Origin of the sequence: Microcoleus sp. N9_A2 (genome assembly GCF_036701775.1) — a bacterium.
Classification (GTDB): domain Bacteria; phylum Cyanobacteriota; class Cyanobacteriia; order Cyanobacteriales; family Microcoleaceae; genus Microcoleus.
In genome coordinates, this window is the sequence record NZ_JAUBRH010000086.1 from 1 (window position 1) to 21,054 (window position 21,054).

21 protein-coding genes are annotated in these 21,054 nt (G+C 45.5%); 10 read left to right on the plus strand and 11 right to left on the minus strand.

Annotated features, from left to right (window positions below; translation table 11 throughout):
- Positions 1-1,520: WD40 repeat domain-containing serine/threonine-protein kinase (locus QUA44_RS28075; protein ID WP_333276816.1), on the plus strand; the 1,520-nt coding region annotated here is incomplete at its 5' end.
- Here the strand turns inward: QUA44_RS28075 and QUA44_RS28080 are convergent.
- From QUA44_RS28080 to QUA44_RS28090, 3 genes are all read right to left on the minus strand, one after another.
- A complete protein-coding gene (locus QUA44_RS28080) occupies positions 1,497-5,399 on the minus strand; it encodes a DNA polymerase III subunit alpha (RefSeq protein WP_333253330.1) in 3,903 nt (1,300 codons plus the stop codon). The genes QUA44_RS28075 and QUA44_RS28080 overlap by 24 nt on opposite strands.
- A gap of 233 nt (positions 5,400-5,632) precedes the next feature.
- On the minus strand, positions 5,633-6,052 hold the full coding sequence (locus QUA44_RS28085) for a lysozyme inhibitor LprI family protein (protein ID WP_333253333.1): 420 nt from the start codon (positions 6,050-6,052) through the stop codon (positions 5,633-5,635).
- A gap of 16 nt (positions 6,053-6,068) precedes the next feature.
- Positions 6,069-6,383 (minus strand): DUF2499 domain-containing protein, encoded by a 315-nt coding sequence (locus QUA44_RS28090; protein WP_333253335.1) that lies wholly within the window; start codon positions 6,381-6,383, stop codon positions 6,069-6,071.
- Positions 6,384-6,593: 210 nt separating this feature from the next.
- Here QUA44_RS28090 and csaB point away from each other — a divergent pair, with 210 nt between their 5' ends.
- The 3 genes from csaB to trmB all read left to right on the plus strand — a co-directional run bounded on the left by csaB (position 6,594) and on the right by trmB (position 9,136).
- Positions 6,594-7,637 (plus strand): polysaccharide pyruvyl transferase CsaB, encoded by a 1,044-nt coding sequence (gene csaB / locus QUA44_RS28095; RefSeq protein WP_333253337.1) that lies wholly within the window; start codon positions 6,594-6,596, stop codon positions 7,635-7,637.
- Positions 7,638-7,653: 16 nt separating this feature from the next.
- On the plus strand, positions 7,654-8,364 hold the full coding sequence (locus tag QUA44_RS28100) for a Uma2 family endonuclease (protein ID WP_333253338.1): 711 nt from the start codon (positions 7,654-7,656) through the stop codon (positions 8,362-8,364).
- A 139-nt stretch (positions 8,365-8,503) separates the two neighbouring features.
- Positions 8,504-9,136 (plus strand): tRNA (guanosine(46)-N7)-methyltransferase TrmB, encoded by a 633-nt coding sequence (gene trmB, locus QUA44_RS28105; protein ID WP_333090513.1) that lies wholly within the window; start codon positions 8,504-8,506, stop codon positions 9,134-9,136.
- Positions 9,137-9,354: 218 nt separating this feature from the next.
- Here trmB and QUA44_RS28110 read toward each other — a convergent pair whose 3' ends face one another.
- Both QUA44_RS28110 and acsF read right to left on the minus strand, forming a co-directional pair.
- Positions 9,355-10,869: a phospholipid carrier-dependent glycosyltransferase gene (locus QUA44_RS28110; protein ID WP_333253342.1), complete on the minus strand. Its 1,515-nt coding sequence runs from the start codon at positions 10,867-10,869 to the stop codon at positions 9,355-9,357.
- A 352-nt stretch (positions 10,870-11,221) separates the two neighbouring features.
- The gene (gene acsF, locus QUA44_RS28115) at positions 11,222-12,295 is read right to left on the minus strand and encodes a magnesium-protoporphyrin IX monomethyl ester (oxidative) cyclase (RefSeq protein WP_333253344.1); all 1,074 of its coding nucleotides are present in this window, start codon (positions 12,293-12,295) and stop codon (positions 11,222-11,224) included.
- Here acsF and QUA44_RS28120 point away from each other — a divergent pair, their 5' ends adjacent.
- From QUA44_RS28120 to QUA44_RS28135, 4 genes are all read left to right on the plus strand, one after another.
- The gene (locus QUA44_RS28120) at positions 12,296-12,592 is read left to right on the plus strand and encodes a hypothetical protein (RefSeq protein WP_333253346.1); all 297 of its coding nucleotides are present in this window, start codon (positions 12,296-12,298) and stop codon (positions 12,590-12,592) included.
- A 115-nt stretch (positions 12,593-12,707) separates the two neighbouring features.
- Positions 12,708-13,184 carry a TM2 domain-containing protein gene (locus tag QUA44_RS28125; RefSeq protein WP_333253348.1) on the plus strand — a complete coding sequence of 159 codons (477 nt, stop codon included), beginning with the start codon at positions 12,708-12,710 and terminating at the stop codon, positions 13,182-13,184.
- 181 nt (positions 13,185-13,365) lie between these two features.
- Entirely contained in the window at positions 13,366-13,539 is a 174-nt protein-coding gene (gene rpmF / locus QUA44_RS28130; RefSeq protein WP_006632406.1) for a 50S ribosomal protein L32, read from the plus strand.
- Between the two features lie 455 nt (positions 13,540-13,994).
- Positions 13,995-14,129, plus strand: coding sequence for a hypothetical protein (locus QUA44_RS28135; RefSeq protein ID WP_333135483.1), 135 nt, complete (start codon positions 13,995-13,997; stop codon positions 14,127-14,129).
- On the opposite strand, the gene queA is transcribed toward QUA44_RS28135, so the two are convergent.
- The gene (gene queA, locus QUA44_RS28140) at positions 14,130-15,296 is read right to left on the minus strand and encodes a tRNA preQ1(34) S-adenosylmethionine ribosyltransferase-isomerase QueA (RefSeq protein WP_333253349.1); all 1,167 of its coding nucleotides are present in this window, start codon (positions 15,294-15,296) and stop codon (positions 14,130-14,132) included. It lies immediately after the preceding gene.
- Positions 15,297-15,453: 157 nt separating this feature from the next.
- Between queA and QUA44_RS28145 the strand changes: the two genes are divergently transcribed.
- Positions 15,454-15,843, plus strand: a complete 390-nt coding sequence (locus tag QUA44_RS28145; protein ID WP_006632408.1) for a hypothetical protein — start codon at positions 15,454-15,456, stop codon at positions 15,841-15,843.
- A 197-nt stretch (positions 15,844-16,040) separates the two neighbouring features.
- Here the strand turns inward: QUA44_RS28145 and QUA44_RS28150 are convergent, their stop codons facing one another.
- Entirely contained in the window at positions 16,041-16,634 is a 594-nt protein-coding gene (locus QUA44_RS28150; RefSeq protein ID WP_333253353.1) for a YraN family protein, read from the minus strand.
- Between the two features lie 14 nt (positions 16,635-16,648).
- Between QUA44_RS28150 and QUA44_RS28155 the strand changes: the two genes are divergently transcribed.
- Positions 16,649-17,164 (plus strand): pentapeptide repeat-containing protein, encoded by a 516-nt coding sequence (locus QUA44_RS28155; protein ID WP_333253355.1) that lies wholly within the window; start codon positions 16,649-16,651, stop codon positions 17,162-17,164.
- 16 nt (positions 17,165-17,180) lie between these two features.
- Here the strand turns inward: QUA44_RS28155 and QUA44_RS28160 are convergent, their stop codons facing one another.
- The 4 genes from QUA44_RS28160 to dnaG all read right to left on the minus strand — a co-directional run bounded on the left by QUA44_RS28160 (position 17,181) and on the right by dnaG (position 20,878).
- Positions 17,181-17,603, minus strand: coding sequence for an IS110 family transposase (locus tag QUA44_RS28160; RefSeq protein WP_333253357.1), 423 nt, complete (start codon positions 17,601-17,603; stop codon positions 17,181-17,183).
- A 46-nt stretch (positions 17,604-17,649) separates the two neighbouring features.
- Positions 17,650-18,189 (minus strand): IS110 family transposase, encoded by a 540-nt coding sequence (locus QUA44_RS28165; protein ID WP_333253358.1) that lies wholly within the window; start codon positions 18,187-18,189, stop codon positions 17,650-17,652.
- A gap of 166 nt (positions 18,190-18,355) precedes the next feature.
- Positions 18,356-18,700 (minus strand): hypothetical protein, encoded by a 345-nt coding sequence (locus tag QUA44_RS28170; protein ID WP_333253360.1) that lies wholly within the window; start codon positions 18,698-18,700, stop codon positions 18,356-18,358.
- Between the two features lie 159 nt (positions 18,701-18,859).
- Positions 18,860-20,878, minus strand: a complete 2,019-nt coding sequence (gene dnaG / locus QUA44_RS28175; protein WP_333253362.1) for a DNA primase — start codon at positions 20,876-20,878, stop codon at positions 18,860-18,862.
- Positions 20,879-21,054: the final 176 nt, after the last annotated feature.

Here is a 21,054-nt window from a genome sequence, read left to right on the forward strand (position 1 = left end):
TCGTTGAATCACCCTTATTTTCGCCTGGTTTAATTGATTTTATACTACCCCCTCGTAAAAAACCTACACCTGTCAGGAATGCCAGGGGGGGTCAGTTTGTGCTAGTAGATTTTGGAGTTGCTAAGCACATTACCGGTCTTTCTGAGGCGCAAACTGGGACGATAACTGGAACTGCGGGCTATGCGCCAATCGAACAAATTCGCAGTGGCAAGGCGTATCCAGCGAGCGACCTTTACAGTTTGGGTGTTACCTGCATTCACCTGCTGACTGGGGCGGTGCTGAATGATTTGTTCGATGCTTTGGAATGCAAATGGATTTGGCGATCGCACTTAGCGCAAAAAGGCATCAAAGTCAGCAAAAAATTAATAAGTATTTTAAACAAATTGCTCAAAGATTCAGTAAGAGAGCGATATCAATCCGCTGCTGAAGTGCTGCAAGACTTAGTACATTTCGGGCAATATCCCCGTTCTCAAATCGCTTATAATTATCGACCCAAAATAGCTATTAATTCGGCAGTAACTAACTTGCAGCAAAATAGATCAACCGCCGTCTCTGTCGCGCCGCTCCACAAGATTCACGTTGCAACTGCTGCCCCTAGCAACCATAAATTATTGTCTCGTAACTGGCACTGCGCCTGCATTCTTCACGGTCATTCAGGCTCGGTTAATGCTGTTGTAATTAATCCTCAAGGCAATATTATTGCTAGCGCCAGCGACGATAAAACAATTAAGCTGTGGAACCTGCACACCGGTGAATTGATTCATACTTTTTTCGGCCATTCTGCAACGGTTGATGCTGTGGCTATCAGCCCGGACGGGAGAATGCTGGTTAGCGGCAGTTTTGACAGAAAAGTTATTGAGTGGAAGCTGGATAAAAAGGCGATGATTCGCGAGTTTTACAGCGATTACGGTTCGCCCTACAGTCACCGGTACGGCTCCGTATATTCGGTGGCTTTTAGCTGTGATGGAGGCGCAATTGCGAGTGCTAGCGGCGACAAGAGTATTAAACTGTGGAACCAGCACAACGGAGCTTTGGTGCAAAAACTTTCGGGACATTCTGACAAGGTTTTATCTGTGAGTTTCCGCCCTCAAAGTATGATTCTGGCGAGCGGTAGTGCGGACAAAACTATTAAGATTTGGCGTGTAGGTATTGCGGAGAGTGTACGGACTTTTGTGGGTCATTCGGATTGGGTTTATGCGATCGCCTTTAGTCAAGATGGCAAGACGATTGTCAGCGGTAGTGCGGACGCTACGCTAAAATTGTGGAATGTCGATACAGGGGAATTGATTAATACTTTGAACGGGCATTCTGACGCGGTTATTTCGGTGGCGATTAGTCCCGATCGCTCTATTGTGGCTAGCGGCAGCCGAGATGGTACGGTTAAACTGTGGAACTTGCAAACAGGCGTATGTTTGTGCAGTTTGGTTGGGTGCAATCCGGTGGCTTTTAGTCCTGATGGTCAAACTTTAGTCACCGGTGGGGATGGCGACGAGGTGTTAGTTTGGCGGGCGTTTGTTTAGTTGGGCGAGATAGTTGAGATACTGGGAAATGCGATCGACCTCCGCGTCAAGTAAACGACTGGCCCAAGAATGTATGTTAAGTTGCGATCGCACTTCTCGAAACACCGCAGCATCCCCGCGATTGTCGAGAGGGAAAACCCAAGCATCAAATCCCGCCGACTTGAGACGGCTAACAGCGCCCTCGCCATCTTGTACCCACAACTGACGGTTGATGCGAAGCGGTTGACAGGAATATTCACCGACAACGATTCCCCCGACAGAAACGCTAGCATCCTCTCCACGATTGGAAAGTTCTTGCAAAATAGCTTTCAGGGAATTGAGATTTTTCGTATCTTGCACCTGCGGCGGTGTAAGCTTGACAATCACCATTTCTATAACTTGCACTGGTTTTGTCGATCGGGCAAAGTTGACTGGTTGCGCCGCCCAAGAATTTTGTGTTTCCGGTTGCGCCGCCCAAGAATTTTGTGTTTCCGATGGCGCCACCCAAGAATTTTGTATTTCCGGTTGGGCCACCTCGATTTCCTCTGTAACCTCTGGTTTTTCTACAGGCTTTGCAGTGTCTACAATTATCTGAATTTCCTCGCCATCTTTCTCGATTTTCCCACTAATTAGCAAGATCGCATTTTCTACCATGTAAGGTTTCAGTTGTTCGTAAGCCTTGGGAAACACAACAGCTTTGATTTGATGTGTCAAATCTTCTAATTGCAAAATTGCCATCGCATCGCCTTTTTTCGTCACTACCATTTTGATAGCATTGAGCATGACAATAACCGATACTTTACCCTTTTTATCGGCTAACTGTGCCAGAGTCACAACATCTGGATCTTGATTAGATTCAAGCAGAAACTTGAGGGGATGTTCTGATACATAAAAACCCAGTAATTCTTTTTCTAAACGCAATTTTTCCTGTGTATCAAAATTTTTGACAGTCTTTGATTTTGGTGCAGACTCAAATTTATTCGCCGACTTATCAAAGCTATTTTCACCTAACAAGTCAAACAGATTACCTTGACCACTTTCTCGATCTTTTTTGCGGTCTTGGGCCCATTTCATCACCCCTTCGAGGTCGTTTACCAATTGCTGGCGGTTGGGATCGATTTTGTCAAAAGCACCACACTGAATCAAGGCTTCTAGGGCGCGGCGGTTGACAGAATGTAAATTTACGCGATCGCACAAATCCGGCAGCGACTTAAACTTACCCCCTTCTTGGCGCGCCTCCAAAATATTTTCAATAGCCCCCTCACCCACATTTTTAACCGCCGAAATTCCAAACAAAATTTTATGTCTTTCGGCCTTTGTCATCTCTGTAGGAAGCGGCGTAAAAGTAAGTTCAGAGCCATTAATATCAGGGGGCTCAACGTCAATCTTCAGCTTGAGACAATTAGCAATATATCTCTGTACCTTCTCCTGATCGCCTCTGTTAGCAGTCAGCAGTGCAGCCATGTATTCTACAGGAAAATTTGCCTTTAAATAAGCAGTTTGGTAAGTGATATAGGCATAGGCCATTGAATGGGATTTATTAAAACAATATTCGGCGAATTGTAGCATTTGTCCGAACAACTCTTCGGCAACTCTTTGAGTGACACCATTTTTAGTTGCCCCATCAATAAATGTTTCCTTTTGCTTCTGCATTTCATCAGCCTTCTTCTTGCCCATTGCGCGGCGCAGCAAGTCAGCTTGACCTAAAGAATAGCCCGCCAAATCTTGAGCCATCCGCATAATTTGCTCTTGGAAACAAAGCGTTCCATAGGTTTCTTTTAAAATTGGTTCTAACAACGGATGGTCATATTTAACCACCTCTCTACCGTGTTTGCGATCGATAAATTGTGGAATCAAACCAGCATCCAGCGGGCCGGGACGATAAAGCGCCAGAATAGAAGAAATATCATCCAGACAGGAAGGTTTAATTTTTTTTACTACATCCAGCATCCCAGAAGATTCTAGCTGAAAAATACCTTCCAAATCTCCTTTTTCTAAGAGTTGATAAGTTTTTGCTACATCACCTGGTAACTTGTTGTTCCTAGTAAATGTCTCTTGAGCTCTGCGTTCAATATCAGAAGGTAAGGCTTCGGCATCGATAATTATATCTTGCGTTTGCTTAACATACTCGACTGTTTTTTGGAGAGTTGTTAAATTTTTAAGTCCCAGAAAATCCATCTTCAGCAACCCCAAAAATTCCAAGTCTTCCATGAAATATTGGGTAATCACAGCACCATTGTCATTTTTTTGCAATGGTACAATTTCATCAAGGGGTTGGGAAGAAATGACCACACCGGCCGCGTGAACGCCATAGGTTTTGTTAGTTCCTTCAATGCGAATTGCCATGTCAATCCACTGACGCACTGGAACTTCGGTGCCAGTTTCTGCATTTATGCAAATTGTATTTTCGTAGTTGTCTTTAAAATCCTGTGCCGGTGTTCCCTCGGAAATCATCACTTTGAGTTTTTCCGGTTTCCCCCGCGACACGGGAATCATTTTTGCCATTTCGTCGGCTTTTTTGTAGGGAATTCCTAGCACTCTAGCAACATCTTTCAAGACAGCTTTTGATGTCATTCTGTTGAAAGTAATAATTTGTGCTACGCGGTCTGTGCCATATTTTTCCGTAACATATTTAATCATATCGTCGCGTCTTTCTATGCAAAAATCGCTATCGATATCTGGCATAGATTTACGTTCGGGATTGAGAAATCTCTCGAACAGCAATCCGTGGTGTACGGGGTCTATGTTGGTAATGTTGAGGACGTAAGCAACTAAAGAACCTGCCGCAGAACCACGTCCTGGCCCGACGGGAATATTGTTGTCTCTAGCATATTTCATGTAGTCCCAAACTACTAAAAAATATTCAGAAAACCCCATCTGCTGAATCATTTTTAGCTCATATTCTAGTCTTTGTTTGTAGACTGGGGGGATTTCGTTTCTGGTGCGGCTTTTGAGGCGTTCTAATAGTCCTAGCCAAGATATTTCTTCTACATAGGTATCGGCGGTATGTTCTGGGGGAATTGGAATTGTGGGAATTCGCGCTTCTCCTGTTAGCTCGTATCTTGATACTTTGTTTGCTACTTCTAGGGTAGTTTCGATCGCCTCTTTGATGGTTTCGTCGTCCAAATGGTCTCGAAACAGTTGCGCCATCTCGTCAGCGGACTTAAGATATTCTGTACCGCTGTAGCGCATCCGCTTGTCTTCTTCAATCAGTTTGTTGGTGTTGATGCACAGCAAAGCATCGTGGGCTTCTACGTCGTTACAAGAAATATAGTGAGAATCGTTAGTGGCGATTATTTTTATATTGAATTCGCGGGCAATTTTGACGATTTCCACATTTACCATCCGGTCTTCTTGGGAACCGTGGTCTTGAATTTCTATATAGTAGTCATCCCCAAATACTTCTTTATACCATTTGGCAACTTCGCGCGCTGTATCTAGCTTGTTTTGTAGAATCATCTGGGGAACTTCGCCACCCAAACAAGCACTGGTGACAATTAAACCTTCGGAGTATTGTTTGAGTAGGTCTTTGTTGATGCAGGGGCGGGCAAAAATACCTCGTTCTGGCATTCCCTTTAAGTGGGAAATTGTGGTGAGTTTGACGAGGTTTTTATAGCCTTGGGTATTTTTGGCTAAGACAACTTGATGGTATTTTCTTCTACCTCTAACTTTGACTTCGATGTCGCCGTTGACGACGTACATTTCGTTGCCAATTATGGGCTTGATGTTTTTATTTCGGCAAACTTTGATGAGTTCGATCGCGCCGTACATCACTCCGTGGTCTGTAAGGGCGATCGCGGGCATCCCTAATTCTACCGCCCGCTCGGCGAGCTGCTGTAGCTGAGAAGCGCCATCTAGGAGGCTGTAATCGCTGTGAATGTGCAAACCAACGAAGGACATGGCGATTTGAGATTTTAGCTTTTAGTTTTTAGACTTTCGATTGTACACTATTGCCGTTGAGAAAGATAAATTGATTTTTTATTTTACAGCATCGGTAACGTACAAAAACTGGTTTTTTGAACGAAATATATAGGTTTGAATGCTATATTTTAGATCGAAAAACCGATTTTTACCACAGGTGCAACATCTCACAGAAGAAGTCGGTAATTTAATAGCTAATTCTGTAGATTTGCTTACAAATTTGCTTGTTTCAAATAATCTTCTAAATCTTTAACGCGCTGCTGTGTAACTTTTGCTCTGCAAGAAATGTAGACAGGAGTCGCCAAAGTACCGCCTTCAAAGTGTCCGGCTTCATAGCTGCAAGTTTCATCGCGAAACTTGAGCCAACTACGCTGTGCAACCGTCAATCTTTGCTGCTGTTTGCTGTTGAGTTTGGCCCGAAGTTGCTGATATAATTGATTGAGCTTGGTGTCTGCTGCTTTGAACTCTTGACTAGAACACATATTCATGTCTAGCGTGGTTTGAGGACTTTTACAGTTAGGCTGTTGGGCGATTTCTTGGAAATTATTGCTGGCTTTGCTCTCCTGCAATAATCCGCCTGCTAACACGAGGGAAATTGTTGTAAATGTTGCCCAAAAAGTGCTATTTTTCATTGACTTGATACCTCTTTTAATCTTGAATTTTCTCTGCTGCTTGAGCCGATCGCCAAATCCACCAAGCCGCCGCCCACAGAGTAAAATTGCCGATGAGAGTCATCGCTGCTTGCAGGGTAACGATCCATTCTAGGGCTGGGGAGTTGTCAAAATAGTGCCAAGTGCAGGCACACATAGCGCTGACTAGAGCAGGCAGCATTCCGGCGGAAAGGGCCCACCAAGCTCGGTTTTGAGTGACTTCGCCGTAAGTCCAAATTAACCAGATGGCCGCAATCCACTCGACGACGCTAGAGATGTGAATAATCCAGGTGGGAATTGACAAAGCGTGCATTTTTTGTATTCTAAAATAACAGAGAACGGGGAAGATAAAATATGTATTTATTTGTTTAAGACTGTTAACTGTTGACTTTTAACTGTTGACTGTTGAGGGCGGGCACGGGGGCACCGCCCCTACCTGTTAACTGTTAAAATATTTTACGGATCGACCGCAACAATTAGATATTGTAATACTTAGATTCCCCATTATAAACCAAGAGTAGAAATGCGAGCAATTTTGTGCGGCTATTACGGTAAAGGCAACGGTGGCGACGAGGCGCTGTTGGCATCGCTACTGCAAATGTTACCAGATGGGGTGACGCCGATCGTCCTGTCTGGAAATCCTGTCGAGACAAATCAGCGGTACGGGGTAGCTGCGCGCGATCGGATGAATGCGTTTCAAGTTCTCGAAGCACTCCGCACCTCCGACGCGCTAATCTGGGGAGGCGGCAGTTTAATCCAAGACGCTACCAGCATTTTCAGCCCTTTCTATTATGGGGGTTTAATGGGACTAGCGCAACAAATGGGCTTAAAAACAGTTGCTTGGGCCCAGGGAATTGGGCCTTTAAATCGAGAGATTACCCGCAAATTATCTCAGCGTTGTTTTGCTGGATGCACCGCCGTCAGCGTGCGGGATAAAGGCTCAGCTACCTTACTTGCAGATTGGCAAATTCCGTTCACTTTAGCGCCCGATCCCGTGTGGGCTTTAGAGAATTCCCCCGTCTCCGGTTTGTGGAATTTACCAGCGCCCAGAGTTGCAGTTTGTTTGCGTTCCCATCCTACATTAACTCCCGCCAGATTGTCAATTCTAACTCAAGCTTTAGTTGACTTTCAAAAAGCAACCAGAACCTTAATTTTACTGCTACCTTTTCAAGCATCTCGCGACTTAGAAATTGCCAAGCATTTGCACGAAGCTCTGCCGAAACGAAGTGAGATACTTAGTTTAGACGATCCGAGAAAATTGAAAGGACTATTCCGGGGAGTCGAAATGGCGATCGGGATGCGCTACCACAGTTTAATTATGGCAGCATCGGAAGAATGCCGCTGTTTTGCCCTCAGCTACGATCCCAAAGTAACTCAATTGATGGATGAGTTAGAAATGCCGGGATATGTATTATCAGAATTGCCAGAAGATCCCTATTTAATCAGCAAAATCTGGATCGAACACTACGCCAGCGGCGACGCACTATCGCCAGAAAGGATAAAATTTATTGTAGGGCGAGCGCTCTTTCATAAAGAAGTATTGCAAACCGCGCTCATGCAGTCTTAGCAAGAGGTAAAATACCGTGACAGTCAGTACAGCCGACTTAAAAATTACCTGGGAAAAATTGCCAGACGATTTCATTTTAGACGAGGAACCTGTGGGAAATATCGACCAACCGCTACTCGCCGCAGCCTTGCGCGAAATCCTAGAAATCGCGGGATTAATTTTAGAACATATCTTAATTGCCTCAAATATGGGTGTTTGCGCTACATTAAACGGCAAGCTAGTTATCAAAGCCCCCGATTGGTTTTATGCCCGCAACGTCCAGCCGTTGGTGGCTCCAGGAATTCGTCGCAGTTACACCCCAAACTTAGAAGGAGAAATACCCGATATCGTCCTAGAGTTTTTATCAGCTAATCACTACGACGAATATTCAAGTAAACCAACTTTACCCCCCGGAAAATGGTTTTTTTACGAGCAAATACTTCGAGTACCAATCTATGCTATTTTTGAACCTGCGGCAGGATTGCTAGAAGTGTATCGGCTGAATTCATCAGGAAGATATGAAGTACAGCAGCCGGATGCAAACAATCGTTATTGGATTGCAGGAGTTGGGTTATTTCTGGGCGCTTGGTACGGGACAAAAGCCGAAAGAACCGGATATTGGTTGCGCTGGTGGGATGAAAGCGGAGAGATGTTATTGTGGGGAGCAGAGATGGTAGAAAGGGAAAGGCAGCGATCGGAAAGACTAGCCGCACAATTAAGAGCAGCAGGGATTGAACCAGAAGCCTAATGCAATAATGAGCAATTAAAAATAGTCCCTCTGCAATTTTTAATCGCTCATTAATTAAAAAGTATTAGACAAGATCGCAAAAATCAATATTTATCTGCCTTCATCAACGGTTAAAAACTACATTCAGGAGACATCAAAATTGGGAAGAGTTAGAGTTCGGGAACACGTAAATCCCCTATCCATGAGATATCGAACATCCGCCACTGCGCCGGACTGGACTAAAATCTATGCGGACTTAAATTTACCGCTGCATCTAGATATCGGCTGCGGTAGAGGAAGGTTTTTGTGGCATATGGCGCAAATCCAAACAGATTGGAATTTTCTCGGATTAGAAATTCGGGAACCTCTGGTAGATGAGGCGAATCTGTGGCGCGATGAAAAAGGCTTGACAAATTTGCACTATTTATTTTGCAATGCGAATAGTTCCCTGAAGCCAATTTTAGAAACTTTACCCGCTGGTATTTTGCAGCGAGTCAGCATTCAATTTCCCGATCCGTGGTTCAAGAAAAAGCACCACAAACGGCGGGTAGTACAGCAGGAATTAGTCAGCGAGTTGGCTACTTATCTGGCTGTTGGCGGTGAAGTGTTTATTCAATCGGATATTGAGGAAGTAGAAGTCGAAATGTGCGATCGCTTTTCATCTCATCCCAGTTTTCAGCGTCAAAATGGCGGGGAATGGCTAGCAGAAAATCCCCTACCCGTTGCTACGGAAAGAGAAATTGCTACTCAAAAACGAGGCGAACCAGTTTATCGAGCACTGTATCAAAAATAATGCTCGCTTTTGCAAACTCCCCTTGGTAATAAATGTTATAAATTACATCTTGCACCTTTTTTAGGAACAGGCAAGATGCCTGTTCCTAAAAACTTAATTTTCTTGTAGAACGGGCATCTTGCACCTTTGTTAGGAACAGGCAAGATGCCTGTTCCACAAAACTTAACTTTATTGTGGAACGGGCCGGAGAACCCGTTAATAAAATAATTATTTCTAACTTAAACCCAAGACGGCAGCCACATCCGAATTTTCCATTCCATTTGCGACAAAGGCAGTCCCAAATAGATAGGCATCCAGAAAATAAAAGCACCCACAACCAGAAAAATAATTGTTACCCCCATCCCTCGGAGTCGAGTTTGAGGGCTGTGCAGCCACCTGTCAACCCACCAAGCAAGTGCTAAAGCTGCAAACACAGAACAGCCCATATAATGGTACAAAAATATGCAGCGAGTCACCTTCACCCAAGGCAGCAAATTAGCGGCCCAATTAATTATTAAATATAACGCCAGCCACATTTCAGCAGTCGGCGGAAACAAAATCGGCCGCTGCTGTTCTATCGTGTCAACAGAAGCCTCGCTGCGCGTTTGCTGCCACACCAAAATCCGATGAACTAAAACTCCTATTACTAGCAATAAAGCTAAGGTTGACAGCCACCAAAGCAATGGATTTCCCATTGCGTGAACGTCAAAAGTTGCCTGAGTTACACCTTCAGGTAAAGGTGGCAAAACCGGATCTGGTTGGGCATTGCTGCTAGCAGTTTTGTAGAAGTAAACTATGGGGCGCAGCATCAAAGGCCAACTGTACCACGTGGAACAGTAAGGATGCACGTCGGGCCCGCTTTTAATCCGCTGGTGATAAGTCAAAATTTCCGTTTGCATCTGCCAGAAATTGGGAGTTGGATTAAAGTGGAGGTGAGGAATCCAAGAGATGCTGTAAACTAGAATAGGAATAATAGCTAGACTCAAGCAAAGTTCTATAAAATTGAGTTTAGTCAGTTTTTGTACGGGACTTTCGGCAGGAATTAAAGGTGAATCTACCTCGCGGCTTTGTTCTTCATTTCCTCTGTTACCCTGGATAAAACGAACTGCCCAAGCACAGATTAAAATTAGATAAGTACCGAAAAGAAACCATAATCCGTTCCATTTGATAGCCGCAGATGCGCCGAAACCTATTCCGGCGAGTACCAGCCAAAGCCAGCGCTTTTTGCCTTCTGCTTCTACGGATTTTAAAATAAATAACTGACCTAAAATTCCCAACAAAACTAGATAAATGTTGTTCAGCGCGTAGCGAGACTCCACTAAAAATAGACCGTCGCAGGCGGCAAACAAAGCAGCAATAAAAGCAAAGGTGCGGCGCGGAACTAGCTGATAAGCCAGGGCTCCGACAACTAGGGGAATAAAGGAGCCTGTGAGTGCATTCAGCCAACGGTAATCCCAAGGGGAAAGCAGGGAGCCAGCCAGACTGTTGACGGCTGTTTTGCCGAAGGGCAGGTGAGTGCCGATCGCAATCCCGATCGCAATTATGTACTGACTCAGAGGCGGGTGGGCGTTGAAAAAAGGAGTTTTTGTGAGATAATCGTTGGCAAATTTCGCGTAATAAACTTCGTCAAATACTAGAGTGTTAAATCTCTCTAGTTGCCAAAAGCGTAGAGTTAAGGATAGGAGAAAAACAGCGAACATTCCTAAGCAAAAAACTAAAGTAGATCTGTTGAATTGTTTTTTGTTGATTTTCATAAAACAGCAGTAAATAGTAAATGCTAGATTTGAGGGCGATCGCTAATTTAAAAATATTGAATAGGGAATAGCGTAACAATTATAATTATGACTTTTCATACCCATTAAAAAAAATAATGCAACTGTAGGCCCGTACTCCCAACCTTGATAGTCATCAGTCATTCCCTATTCTTTAATCTACAATCTTTCGACTGAGCGCTAACGCCGAAGTCTAAATTGTCAAATGGTACAACCTTTGCTGTGGCCAACCCGATCGCACGCCCGCCCACGAAAACTAATCTAACATTATACCCAAAAAAAAGCGGCTCCGCTTGTCGCAGAGCCGCCGTCACAGAGGATGAGAAATCAAAACTTAACGCACAGCGCCCTGTACTGAAGGTGATTCAATTGTTTTCATGAAGTACAGCTTCACTAATTGCCAGCCGTTCGACAGATACAAAGGCAATTTTTGGAATAACTGCAAGAATTTCGGAGTATTAGAAGCAACAATTGCTGTCAACTGCTGATTGTTCTTGAGGCAAACATCCAGGCGTTCATAAAATTCTGGATTGTTCACGTCGAGCATGACGGGGAATACGCGGCCTGCTGTTTCGTTCGTCTTTTTAATCACTTCAATGTCGTATTCGCGAGCATCTAGTCCGAGCGATCGATAAAAACCACCGCGCTGGATATCATTGAGATACATTGTCGCGAATACCGACAGCAAGAAGAAACGGCACCACAGCTTAGCGCGCCAATCGTTCAGCATTTGAGGCTGAGCTCTCATCACCGCATCGAAGAAATCTCCGTGGCGGTTTTCATCCTGACACCAATTTTCAAAGAATCGGAAAATTGGATAAATCTGGTCTTCAGGATGCGCTTTCAAGTGCTGATAAATCGTGATGTAGCGCCAATAACCGATTTTTTCGGATAAGTAAGTGGCGTAGAAAATAAACTTCGGCTTAAAAAATGTGTAACTGCGGCTCTTTGTCAAGAAACCCAAATCTAGGGACAAACCAAAGTCCGACAGCGCTTTATTTAGGAATCCGGCGTGTCGCGCTTCATCGCGGGACATCAGCAAGAAACCTTCGGCGAGTACCGGATTTTTGTCTTTGAGCTTGCGTGCCAATTCTTTGTAGAGCAAGAAGCCGGAAAACTCAGCGGTGCAAGAGCGTTCGAGGAATTCAATGAATAACTTGCGCTTTTCGCCGTCGATGTGTTCCCAAGATTGATCGAACTCGGCATCCCGCACGAAGTGGGTTTTGTTGTAGTCAACGCGGAACTCTTTGATAATTGCTTCGAGTTCGGCTTCATTTACCGAGATGTCCATTTTGGCCATCTCGTCAAAGTCTGTTGTGTAAAATCTCGGCGTGAGAATAGTTTCTTTGGCTGGGGTTTTCGCTTCTTGCTGTTCTGCAAAAGCTGGTTTTTTGAGGGAATCTACCATATGTTTATTGGATTTTTGCTTATAATTGCTCGCTCGTTTGAGGTATCGGAAGGGGCGATCGCCCTTGTATCTCCTACCAGCGCTGTGCGGCGCACTTTGGCGCTTTGTGTGGCATCCAGGTCAAAGCTGCTTAAATTTCCACGCCCTCCAGTTTACCAAGCTCTCGGCCCCGAAAATATGTTGCTGGCGTTAAGAATTGCTACGCAAAATTACTCATGGGCATGGGCATGGGGCATGGGGCATGGGCATGGGGCATGGGGCATTGGGCATGGGGCATTGGTAGTAAATAACCAATAACTTCGGACAATGCACAAATATCTGCTGGTGTCAAACTGTTCAAACACCAGATAGAAAGTACAAAATGTATAGAGGGACTCCAATTCTTAGAATAATCAGGCAGGACGGTCATAAAATGAGCAATTTAGGTGTTAGTTACCTGTTATGGGCTGCTTGTTTTTTCGGCCCCTTCGGACTCCACCGTCTCTATAACGGCAAGATTGCCACGGGTTTGCTGTGGCTGTGTACCTTTGGGTTATTTGGGTTCGGGCAATTGTTTGACTTGCTGCTGCTACCGAACATGGTGGACGAACACAATGCCAGTCTCAGGGGCAAGCTCGGCGTATCTCCCCAAGGTATACCGCTATCTTCCACCAGCGGGGCGATCGCCGCGACATATCCCAAGCAAACTCCAGACCAGTTAGGGGTTAAACTCCTGAAGGCAGCTTATACCAAAAACGGAAGATTATCTGTCACCCAAGGGGTGATGGCAACCGGCGCTACTTTTGCTGAAGTGGAAGAGGCTTTCACGGCAATGCTCAAAACGGGTTATGTGAGTATCGAGAACGATGCCGTAACTGGCGTCGTGATCTACCACTTTCACGAACTTTAGCTGCTGCGGGTGCGTTACCTAGGGGATTTTGTCTATTTTTCCAGAAGCTAATCGCGCTCCGCACCCTACTACTTGATATTGCTGGCCCAGCAGTTGTTGCGGTTTTTCGAGTAAGCATTGCTGGCAAAATCGGCTAGAATGTTTGTTTGTCTATATAAGCAAGCAAAAACTATTTAGCGTCATGGCAGTCCCTAAGAAGAAAACCTCCAAATCCAAGAAGAATATGCGTAAGGCCACATGGAAGCGCAAAGCTGTCGTGGCAGCTCAGAAAGCTCTGTCTCTGGGCAAATCTGTTCTGACTGGGCGTTCCAACAGCTTTGTGTATCCCGGCAATGAAGAAGAGGAGGAAGAATAGAAACGGAATACCGGGCATGGGGCGAACCCGATGCCCGATCGATCAATCCTTTTTTGCTGTTGTTGACACTCCTCGACTATCAGGTACGAGGATTCTTGGTTCAGCGACCCACCTTAAAATTATCTATCCTTGCGGCAATACTTAAACCAAATACCCGTCCGATTGAACCAAGCATCGAGCCTAACTTAGATAACCCCAGAGGGCTTTGTCTCCCCAAGCGTTTGAGAATTACTTCTCACGTTCCCGTGTGCCCCACGGTACATTTAATCTTTATTTTTTGACTTGTCTGGTTTTGGTTTACGTTGGTTAACCTAGCTGTTTTTATTCGTGGCATTCGCTACCCACTAGCCATTATTGTTTTCCGACCAGTCGTTTGAGCTTGGTGTCTCATGTGTATCGGCGGTTACTCTACCTGTGGCATAGTCTTAGTGTACACCCAAATGGGATAAGTTGCCATGAAGACTGAGAGAATCAATATCAGAACGACAAAGCAGTTGAAAGACAAGATTGCTCGGATAGCTCAAAAGCAAGGAGTGCCTGTAGCTGAATTGATTAATGACTATATCAAACAGCTACCTGAACCCCAATAATTAATCAAAGCCGTCCTGGAAGGACGGGGCTTTAAACCCATTTTTCGGTAAAATCAGCATGGCATCGCCAAAGGAATAAAAGCGGTACTGTTGCTCGATCGCTTCTCGGTACAGATCCAACAGCCGAGGCCTTCCAATCATCGCACTTACCATCATCATCAAAGTAGAGCGGGGCAAGTGGAAATTGGTAATCATCCCCTCTACAACCCGCCACTTGTAACCAGGGTAGATAAACAAAGTGGTCGGGCCACAAAAAGGTTGCAAGGAAAAATCGCCACTCGCGGCGGCAGCTCCCTCTAAAGCTCGCACTGCTGTTGTACCCACGGCAATGATCCGCCCGCCTCGGGCTTGAGTTTCCCGGATTTTCTCAACGGTGGCGGGGGGTACTTCCACCCATTCGCCGTGCATTTTGTGAGCCGTCACGTCTGCCACCTCCACCGGGCGAAACGTCCCTACTCCGACGTGTAAGGTGACAAAAGTTTTTTCGATTCCCCGCTGTTCCAAGCGGCTGAACAATTCTTTGGTGAAGTGCAGGCCTGCTGTGGGGGCAGCCACGGCCCCAAGCCGATCGGCATAAACAGTCTGGTACTGTTCCGCTGAAGCTTGGGAATTTTCGATGTAGGGTGGCAGGGGTACGTGGCCGTATTCGTCCAAAAACTTCACCAGATTCTCATCTGTGGGGATGTCAAACTCCAGCAGCCGTCCCCCTGTTGCGTCGTCCCTCTCTATAACTGTTGCAGTCAATCGACGACGATCGGCCATCGTAGCATCGGGAAGGCAACAGCAAGGAGCTGTAGTCGAGTCCTCACAGGCAGGGGCGAGGGGATCAAACTCAATTTTTGCTCCCAACTTTAAACGTTTCCCCGGTTTAACCAAAGCCAGCCAGCAGTTATGCTGCCGTTCTTCCATCAACAATATCTCCACAGCCGGGCCGTTGGGTTTGTGCCCGTAGAGCCTCGCTGGCAGCACGCGGGTGTTGTTCAGTACGAGCAAGTCGCCTGGTTGCAGCAAATCGGGTAAATCCCTAAAAATCCGGTGTTGGTGGCTGCTGGGAGAATCTACAGCCAGCAAGCGAGAACTGTCCCTCGGCACTACGGGATTTTGGGCAATGCGCGAGGGCGGGAGTTCGTAGTCGTAGCCGTCCAAAGACCAGTCCATCTCTGTCATCAAGTGAATTCCTGTGCGATCGATCTGTCAACTATGTAACAAATTGGGTAAAAACCCCCATCCAAAGTCGGGTGCTTTTCCCCTTGTGGTGGCGGGTAGAGTCCGCGACGATAGAGGTATAGCATCAGCTTTGCTCATAAGGCTCATAAGGATCGTTATGGAATATCTCTACTACATCGCCAATACTAGCCTTACTCTGAGAGTCGTGGATTACCTACGCACGGCTCATCATCTTCCCTTGCAATTTATCACTGTTATTCACCAAATTGACGGCTGGGTGGTAAAGGTGAAAATGAGCCAATATTTAACTCCCGAAATGCACGGGGATTTTCGGGCTTTTATGAACGAACTCGGGATTCCTTACGATCCTGAAATTCGCTTGCAAATGGCGCTTTGGAGTTTGGAAACCGGACAGTCGCCACTGAGCGTGATGCGCCGCTACCAGGTGGCAGTGGTTTGTCACGGCAGCCCTGACCGCAAAGAAATTGAAGCGTTTCGCCAGCAGTTTGTCAAAGGTCTCGGATATTGCCCGGAAACTCTGGCCTAGATTGCTACGCATATAAATTAACTGTGATGACAGAACAGGAGAGGGAGAGAAGGGAAAGCGGGAGAAGATTTAACGCTTTTTTCAGCTCCGTTAAAGCTCAAGAGAGAAATGCGCGACAGCCTAGGCAAGTTAACAATTAAAAATTACCTAGTGGCATTGCTTTGAGATTTTACCCTCTAAATTTTAATTATATATTTTTAATTGCTAAAAGCCGAGGGAATGTATTCTTGCAGGGTGAGTCGGTAGTTTCCTGCAACGGCAGATTGAGAGTTCGCTGCTGTTAATGGTGGTAATATTTGCTTTGGGTTTTGTTGTGAAGGTTCGCACCTGACTAAAGCGACATCAAAGCGACAATAATTATTCGCTAAATCTGGATGAGTGCTTAAAAATATTTCTGCTGTTTGCCAAAGTTTGGCTTGTTTTGTGGTAGTAACAGCCAACATTCCACCAGCATCCCAATTTCCCGGGCGGCGAGTTTTCACCTCTACAAATGCTAATGTTGGGGAGGTGTGATTGGGAAGACCTCGGTTTTTTGCGCTTTCTTCATCTCTTCCGAGTGCGATGATGTCAATCTCTCCCCAGCGACAGTGCCACTGCCGGTGCAGGATTTCCCAGCCTTGCTGCTGCAACCAGTCGGCGACTAAGTTTTCTCCCAATGTGCCGATATCCCGAGAGTTTGGGGATTGGGGGGAATTGGAGTGGGCCGTCGCTAACGGGGGATTCCCTACGGGATAGCTACGCTTGACGCGCTTTCTGGTAGAATTCAATTCTGGACTGTCACGACTGCCCATTAGCTTGAACTTGTATGATGATTTCTCGAATTCGCCAACATATTTATACTTTCTTGCTGAGTTTTGTTATTTTAGCAGTAATTGCCGCTGGGGCGATCGGCATTAATCCCGCACCTGCTTTCGCTTTGGATCACGACAAAGAAATCCTAGTCGGCGCTGATTTTACTGGCAAAGTTCTGACTGACGACAGTTTTAATAAAGCTAATCTTCGCAACAGCAATTTTACCAATGCAGATTTGCGCGGCGTCAGCTTTTTTGCAGCCAATCTGGAAGAAGCGAATTTAGAAGGCGCGAATTTTACAGGTGCGACTTTAGATTTGGCTCGCATGATGAAAGCAAATTTAACTAATGCTATCCTTGAGGGTGCTTTCGCTTACAATACCAGGCTGGAAGGAGCTATCATTGACGGTGCAGATTTTACTGAGACACTGCTGCGAGACGATATGATAGAAAAACTTTGTAAAGTGGCAAAAGGTACTAATCCGGTGACAGGGAGAGATACTCGCGAAACTCTTTTTTGCGACTATTGATATCAGGTTTGTTGAATTAACCACAATACTTGTAGATACTGTCTTGACCTGTCAAGGGGTAGCGAGTAAATAATTGGGGTCGAAAGGTTTTTGGGATTTTAAAATCCCAAAAGCCAAATGGACCAATTTCCGCATCAAAGCACCAATCACCTGCATTTTGACGCCAGCCACGACCCAATAATCGCTCACTCATAGCTTTGAGTAACGGGTTGTGACGCATCGCCACTACCGCAGGCAGATACAATGCCTTTCGTAGTCGGACATTACCGGTGCAGGACAAACGAGTTTTGCCTTTAACCGAAGTCCCAGAACTGCGTTCACAGGGAGTTAAACCAGCATAAGCGGCTAATTGACGGGCATTGTTGTAATCGGAAACATCACGAATTTCCGCTAACAATACGGATGCCGTCTGTTCACCAATTCCGGGAATTGAGGTCAAAAGGTCACGTTGTTGTTTTAAATGTGGATGTTGGTCAAAATGGTCGCTAATCAGTTTTTTGATCAGTTTTTGTTGCCATGATTAGGTACTCCAAATGTGCAAGGGTAAGCCCAGCAACAGTTGGCGTAGCTGTTTCCAAACGGTTCTGCTCTTGAGTAGCCATTTCTGTGACTGATTCGAGCCGTCGTAACAAAGCTTGTAATTCCTTGACTTCCGGCGCTGTAGGTGTCCATAATGATGGTTTCATTGCCGCACAAAAACGAGCAATTAATGCCGCATCTACGGAGTCAGTTTTAGTTCGTAGAAGTTCGCTTTTGGCAAACCCTTTAATCCGAGCCGGATTGACAATACTGACCTGAAAACCAGCCCCATAGAGGAATTCGGCTAAGGCTTCTCCATAGATGCTAGTAGCTTCCATGCAAGCATGGAGTTCTACTACATTTTGTTGTTTGAGCCAGTTATGTAAACTCTCAAAACCTTGAGTATTGTTGGTAAACTTTTTGGGTTTAGTCGCACGACTTTCGCTCAGTAATAAGACATGAAAGTCTTTTTTACTGATGTCTATACCTAAGACTGTTGATGTCATTTTTAGCTCCAGATGTACTCCGATTTATGAAAGAACGTGACAGGCAATAATTAACTAACCTTGTGAATGCAGGCTTTCCCGACAATGCCGAGAGCCTAAGATACTGTCCAGCTTGGTGCGCCTGTCATCAGTAATGGGAGCTTATCTACACAACAGACTTGTTTAGTCACTCGGGGCGGGCCAACTTCACCGATTGCTGATGTCCTTGAAGAACACTTTCTGCTGTTACAGAACCATTTGCACGAAACTTTCCTTGTTTCTTTAGATTCGCTTTGCTTGTCGGCTCGATCGCTTTGCTTGTCGGCTCGATCGCTTTGCCTGTCGGCTCGATCGCTTTGCCTGTCGGCTCGATCGCTTTGCCTGTCGGTACGAGCAACTGATTGTCGGTACGATCGCCCACTTGTCGGCTCGATCGCTTTGCCTGTGGGTACGAGCAACTGATTGTCGGTACGATCAACTGATTGTCGGTATGATCGCCTGACTCTTTTAAGATACAAGGGGCGGGTTTCACCAACAATCTATCATGTAGACTAACAATCTATATAAACCCGCCCCCACCGGGCGACATAATTTGATGGCGGGTCATTCAACGGACATGATAGGAAAGGCTGGTTAGAGAAAAAACTGGCATTCCTTACTACGAACTGGTTTGTAGTAAGGACTTCATTCCTTAGCCCCAAGGCACGGATGTTAAATCGTAAAAATTAACTTGACGTAGCCGCTCTAATTCCTTGAGCCATTCTTGTTCAGCACAGAATAGTTGGTGATATTCTATAGCCTCTTCGCCACTGCTAGCGGCCTTGGCCTTTTCCCACATATTGAGTGCAATTCGGCGGCGCTTCATGCTAATTATTTGCTCGATACAGGCGAGGGCAGATCTAATGACTAGAGGTGCGCGATAAACGTTTCTTTCTGAGAACTCATTTAAGTGAAATAAATGCGAGATTTGATTTAGTTGATTCGGATATTCAATGAAACTATCTTGCAATTTCAATATTAACTCTGAAGGCGCTACTTGTAAAGACATTTTGTGCAATATTTCTGCATTCACAATCTGATGCCACAAAAATCTGTGGTGAGACAAGCTAAACTGCACGTCTCTAGCTTCTATTGCTTCTCTGACTTCTTGGCGGTATTCGGGACAGTGCAAATAAATCTGCAATAATTGCGCTTCTGCTTCTTCTAAAAGACTGCGGGCTACAGCAGATAAGCTTGATTTTGAGTTTTTGTTTTCGCCGGTTGCACGCTGCTTTTTATATTGTTTGTTCGGCTTCAGCTTGTTTCTAATTAACAGGGGCATTGTTAAAGATTCGTCTTGATTTTGCCGCTTTGCCCAATCGCTGACTACTTGATTTAGCAAGTTTTCGGTTAGCATTTTGGTGAGTCGAGAATCTCCCTTGCTGAGGATTTCGGCGCATTTTTGTAAATAATGCGTTAGCTGATTGTCGTCGGTAATATTGGTTAGTAAATTAATGATTTTTTTTGTGACTTGCTGGGAAGTATCGGCTTGCTTCAAATCTTGATTGACGAGCATTTGTTGCAGTTGCCAATCGAGCCACAACGGAGCATTTTCGAGCAATTCTCGATATTGTTCTGGGGAGTATGTTTTGAGGTATTCGTCGGCATCTTTGCCGTCGGGAATGTTGAGCACCCGCAGTTGCACTTCTCCTTGATAGGCGAGTTTTTCTATTTCTCCAATGGCGCGCGCTGCTGCTTGATTTCCTGCTTTGTCGGCGTCGAAGTTGAGGATAATTTGTTTGGAGTCTGTGTACCGCAATAACTGTCGCACTTGGTTTAAACTCAGGGCGGTGCCGAGGGATGCTACGGCGTTGGAGATGCCTGCGGCGTGCAGTGCGATCGCATCAAAGTACCCTTCTACGACGATCGCGCGATCGGATTTGCTAATGGCTGTTTTGGCTGTATCTAAAGCATATAAGGTTTTGCCTTTGTCGAAAAGTTCTGTTTCGGGAGAATTAAGATATTTTGGTTGTTCGTCGCCGAGAGCTCTGCCGCCGAAACCGATGACTCTGCCTTGGGTGTCGCGAATGGGAATCATGATGCGGTTGCGGAAGCGATCGTAATAACCGCTGCCGCCTGATTTGCGCGGTACAATTAATCCTGCTTGTTCTACTAATTGCGCTGGATAGTTTTTTTGTTCTACTAAATAACTGTAAAGTGCTTCCCAACCTTGGGGTGCATAACCTAGTTGAAATTGTTGGATAGTTTCTTCGCCCAGTTGGCGATCGGATTTGAGATATGCTAAGGGTTCTTCTCCTTGGGTTTGCCGCAAGGCGTGTTCGTAAAAGTTGGCTGTTAGTGCTGAGATTTCATATAGTTGTTCGCGCAGGGAAATTTGGCGCTGCAATTCTTGTCGGTGTTCTGGTTCGACTGTTTTGACTGGTACTTGATAATTTTTAGCTAGTTCTAATACAACTTCGCTGAAGGATCTTTTCTCTAATTCCATGAGGAATTTAAAGGCGTTTCCTCCTGCGCCGCAGCCGAAACAATAGTACATTTGTTTGGCTTGGTTGACGGTAAAACTAGGAGATTTTTCGTCGTGAAAGGGACACAATCCGACGAATTCTTTGCCGCGTTTACGCAGGATGACGCGACCGGAAATAACGTCTACTATGTCGGCTCTTTGTTTGACTTCTTCGATGGTTTCTGGGTGCAGCCGGGGGATTTGCATAGGGCTTTTTTAGGGGGTTTGAAAGTATGTTTATTTTGAGATGGGGAGAGGGCCGGTTTTGTACTCATCTTCTCGCTTGTATGCGAGTGCTCTTAGCTGAACCCGCCCCTTGTATCTTGAAAGAGACAAGCTATCAAACCGCAGACCGCAGGCTGTCGAACCGCAGACACGGTTGT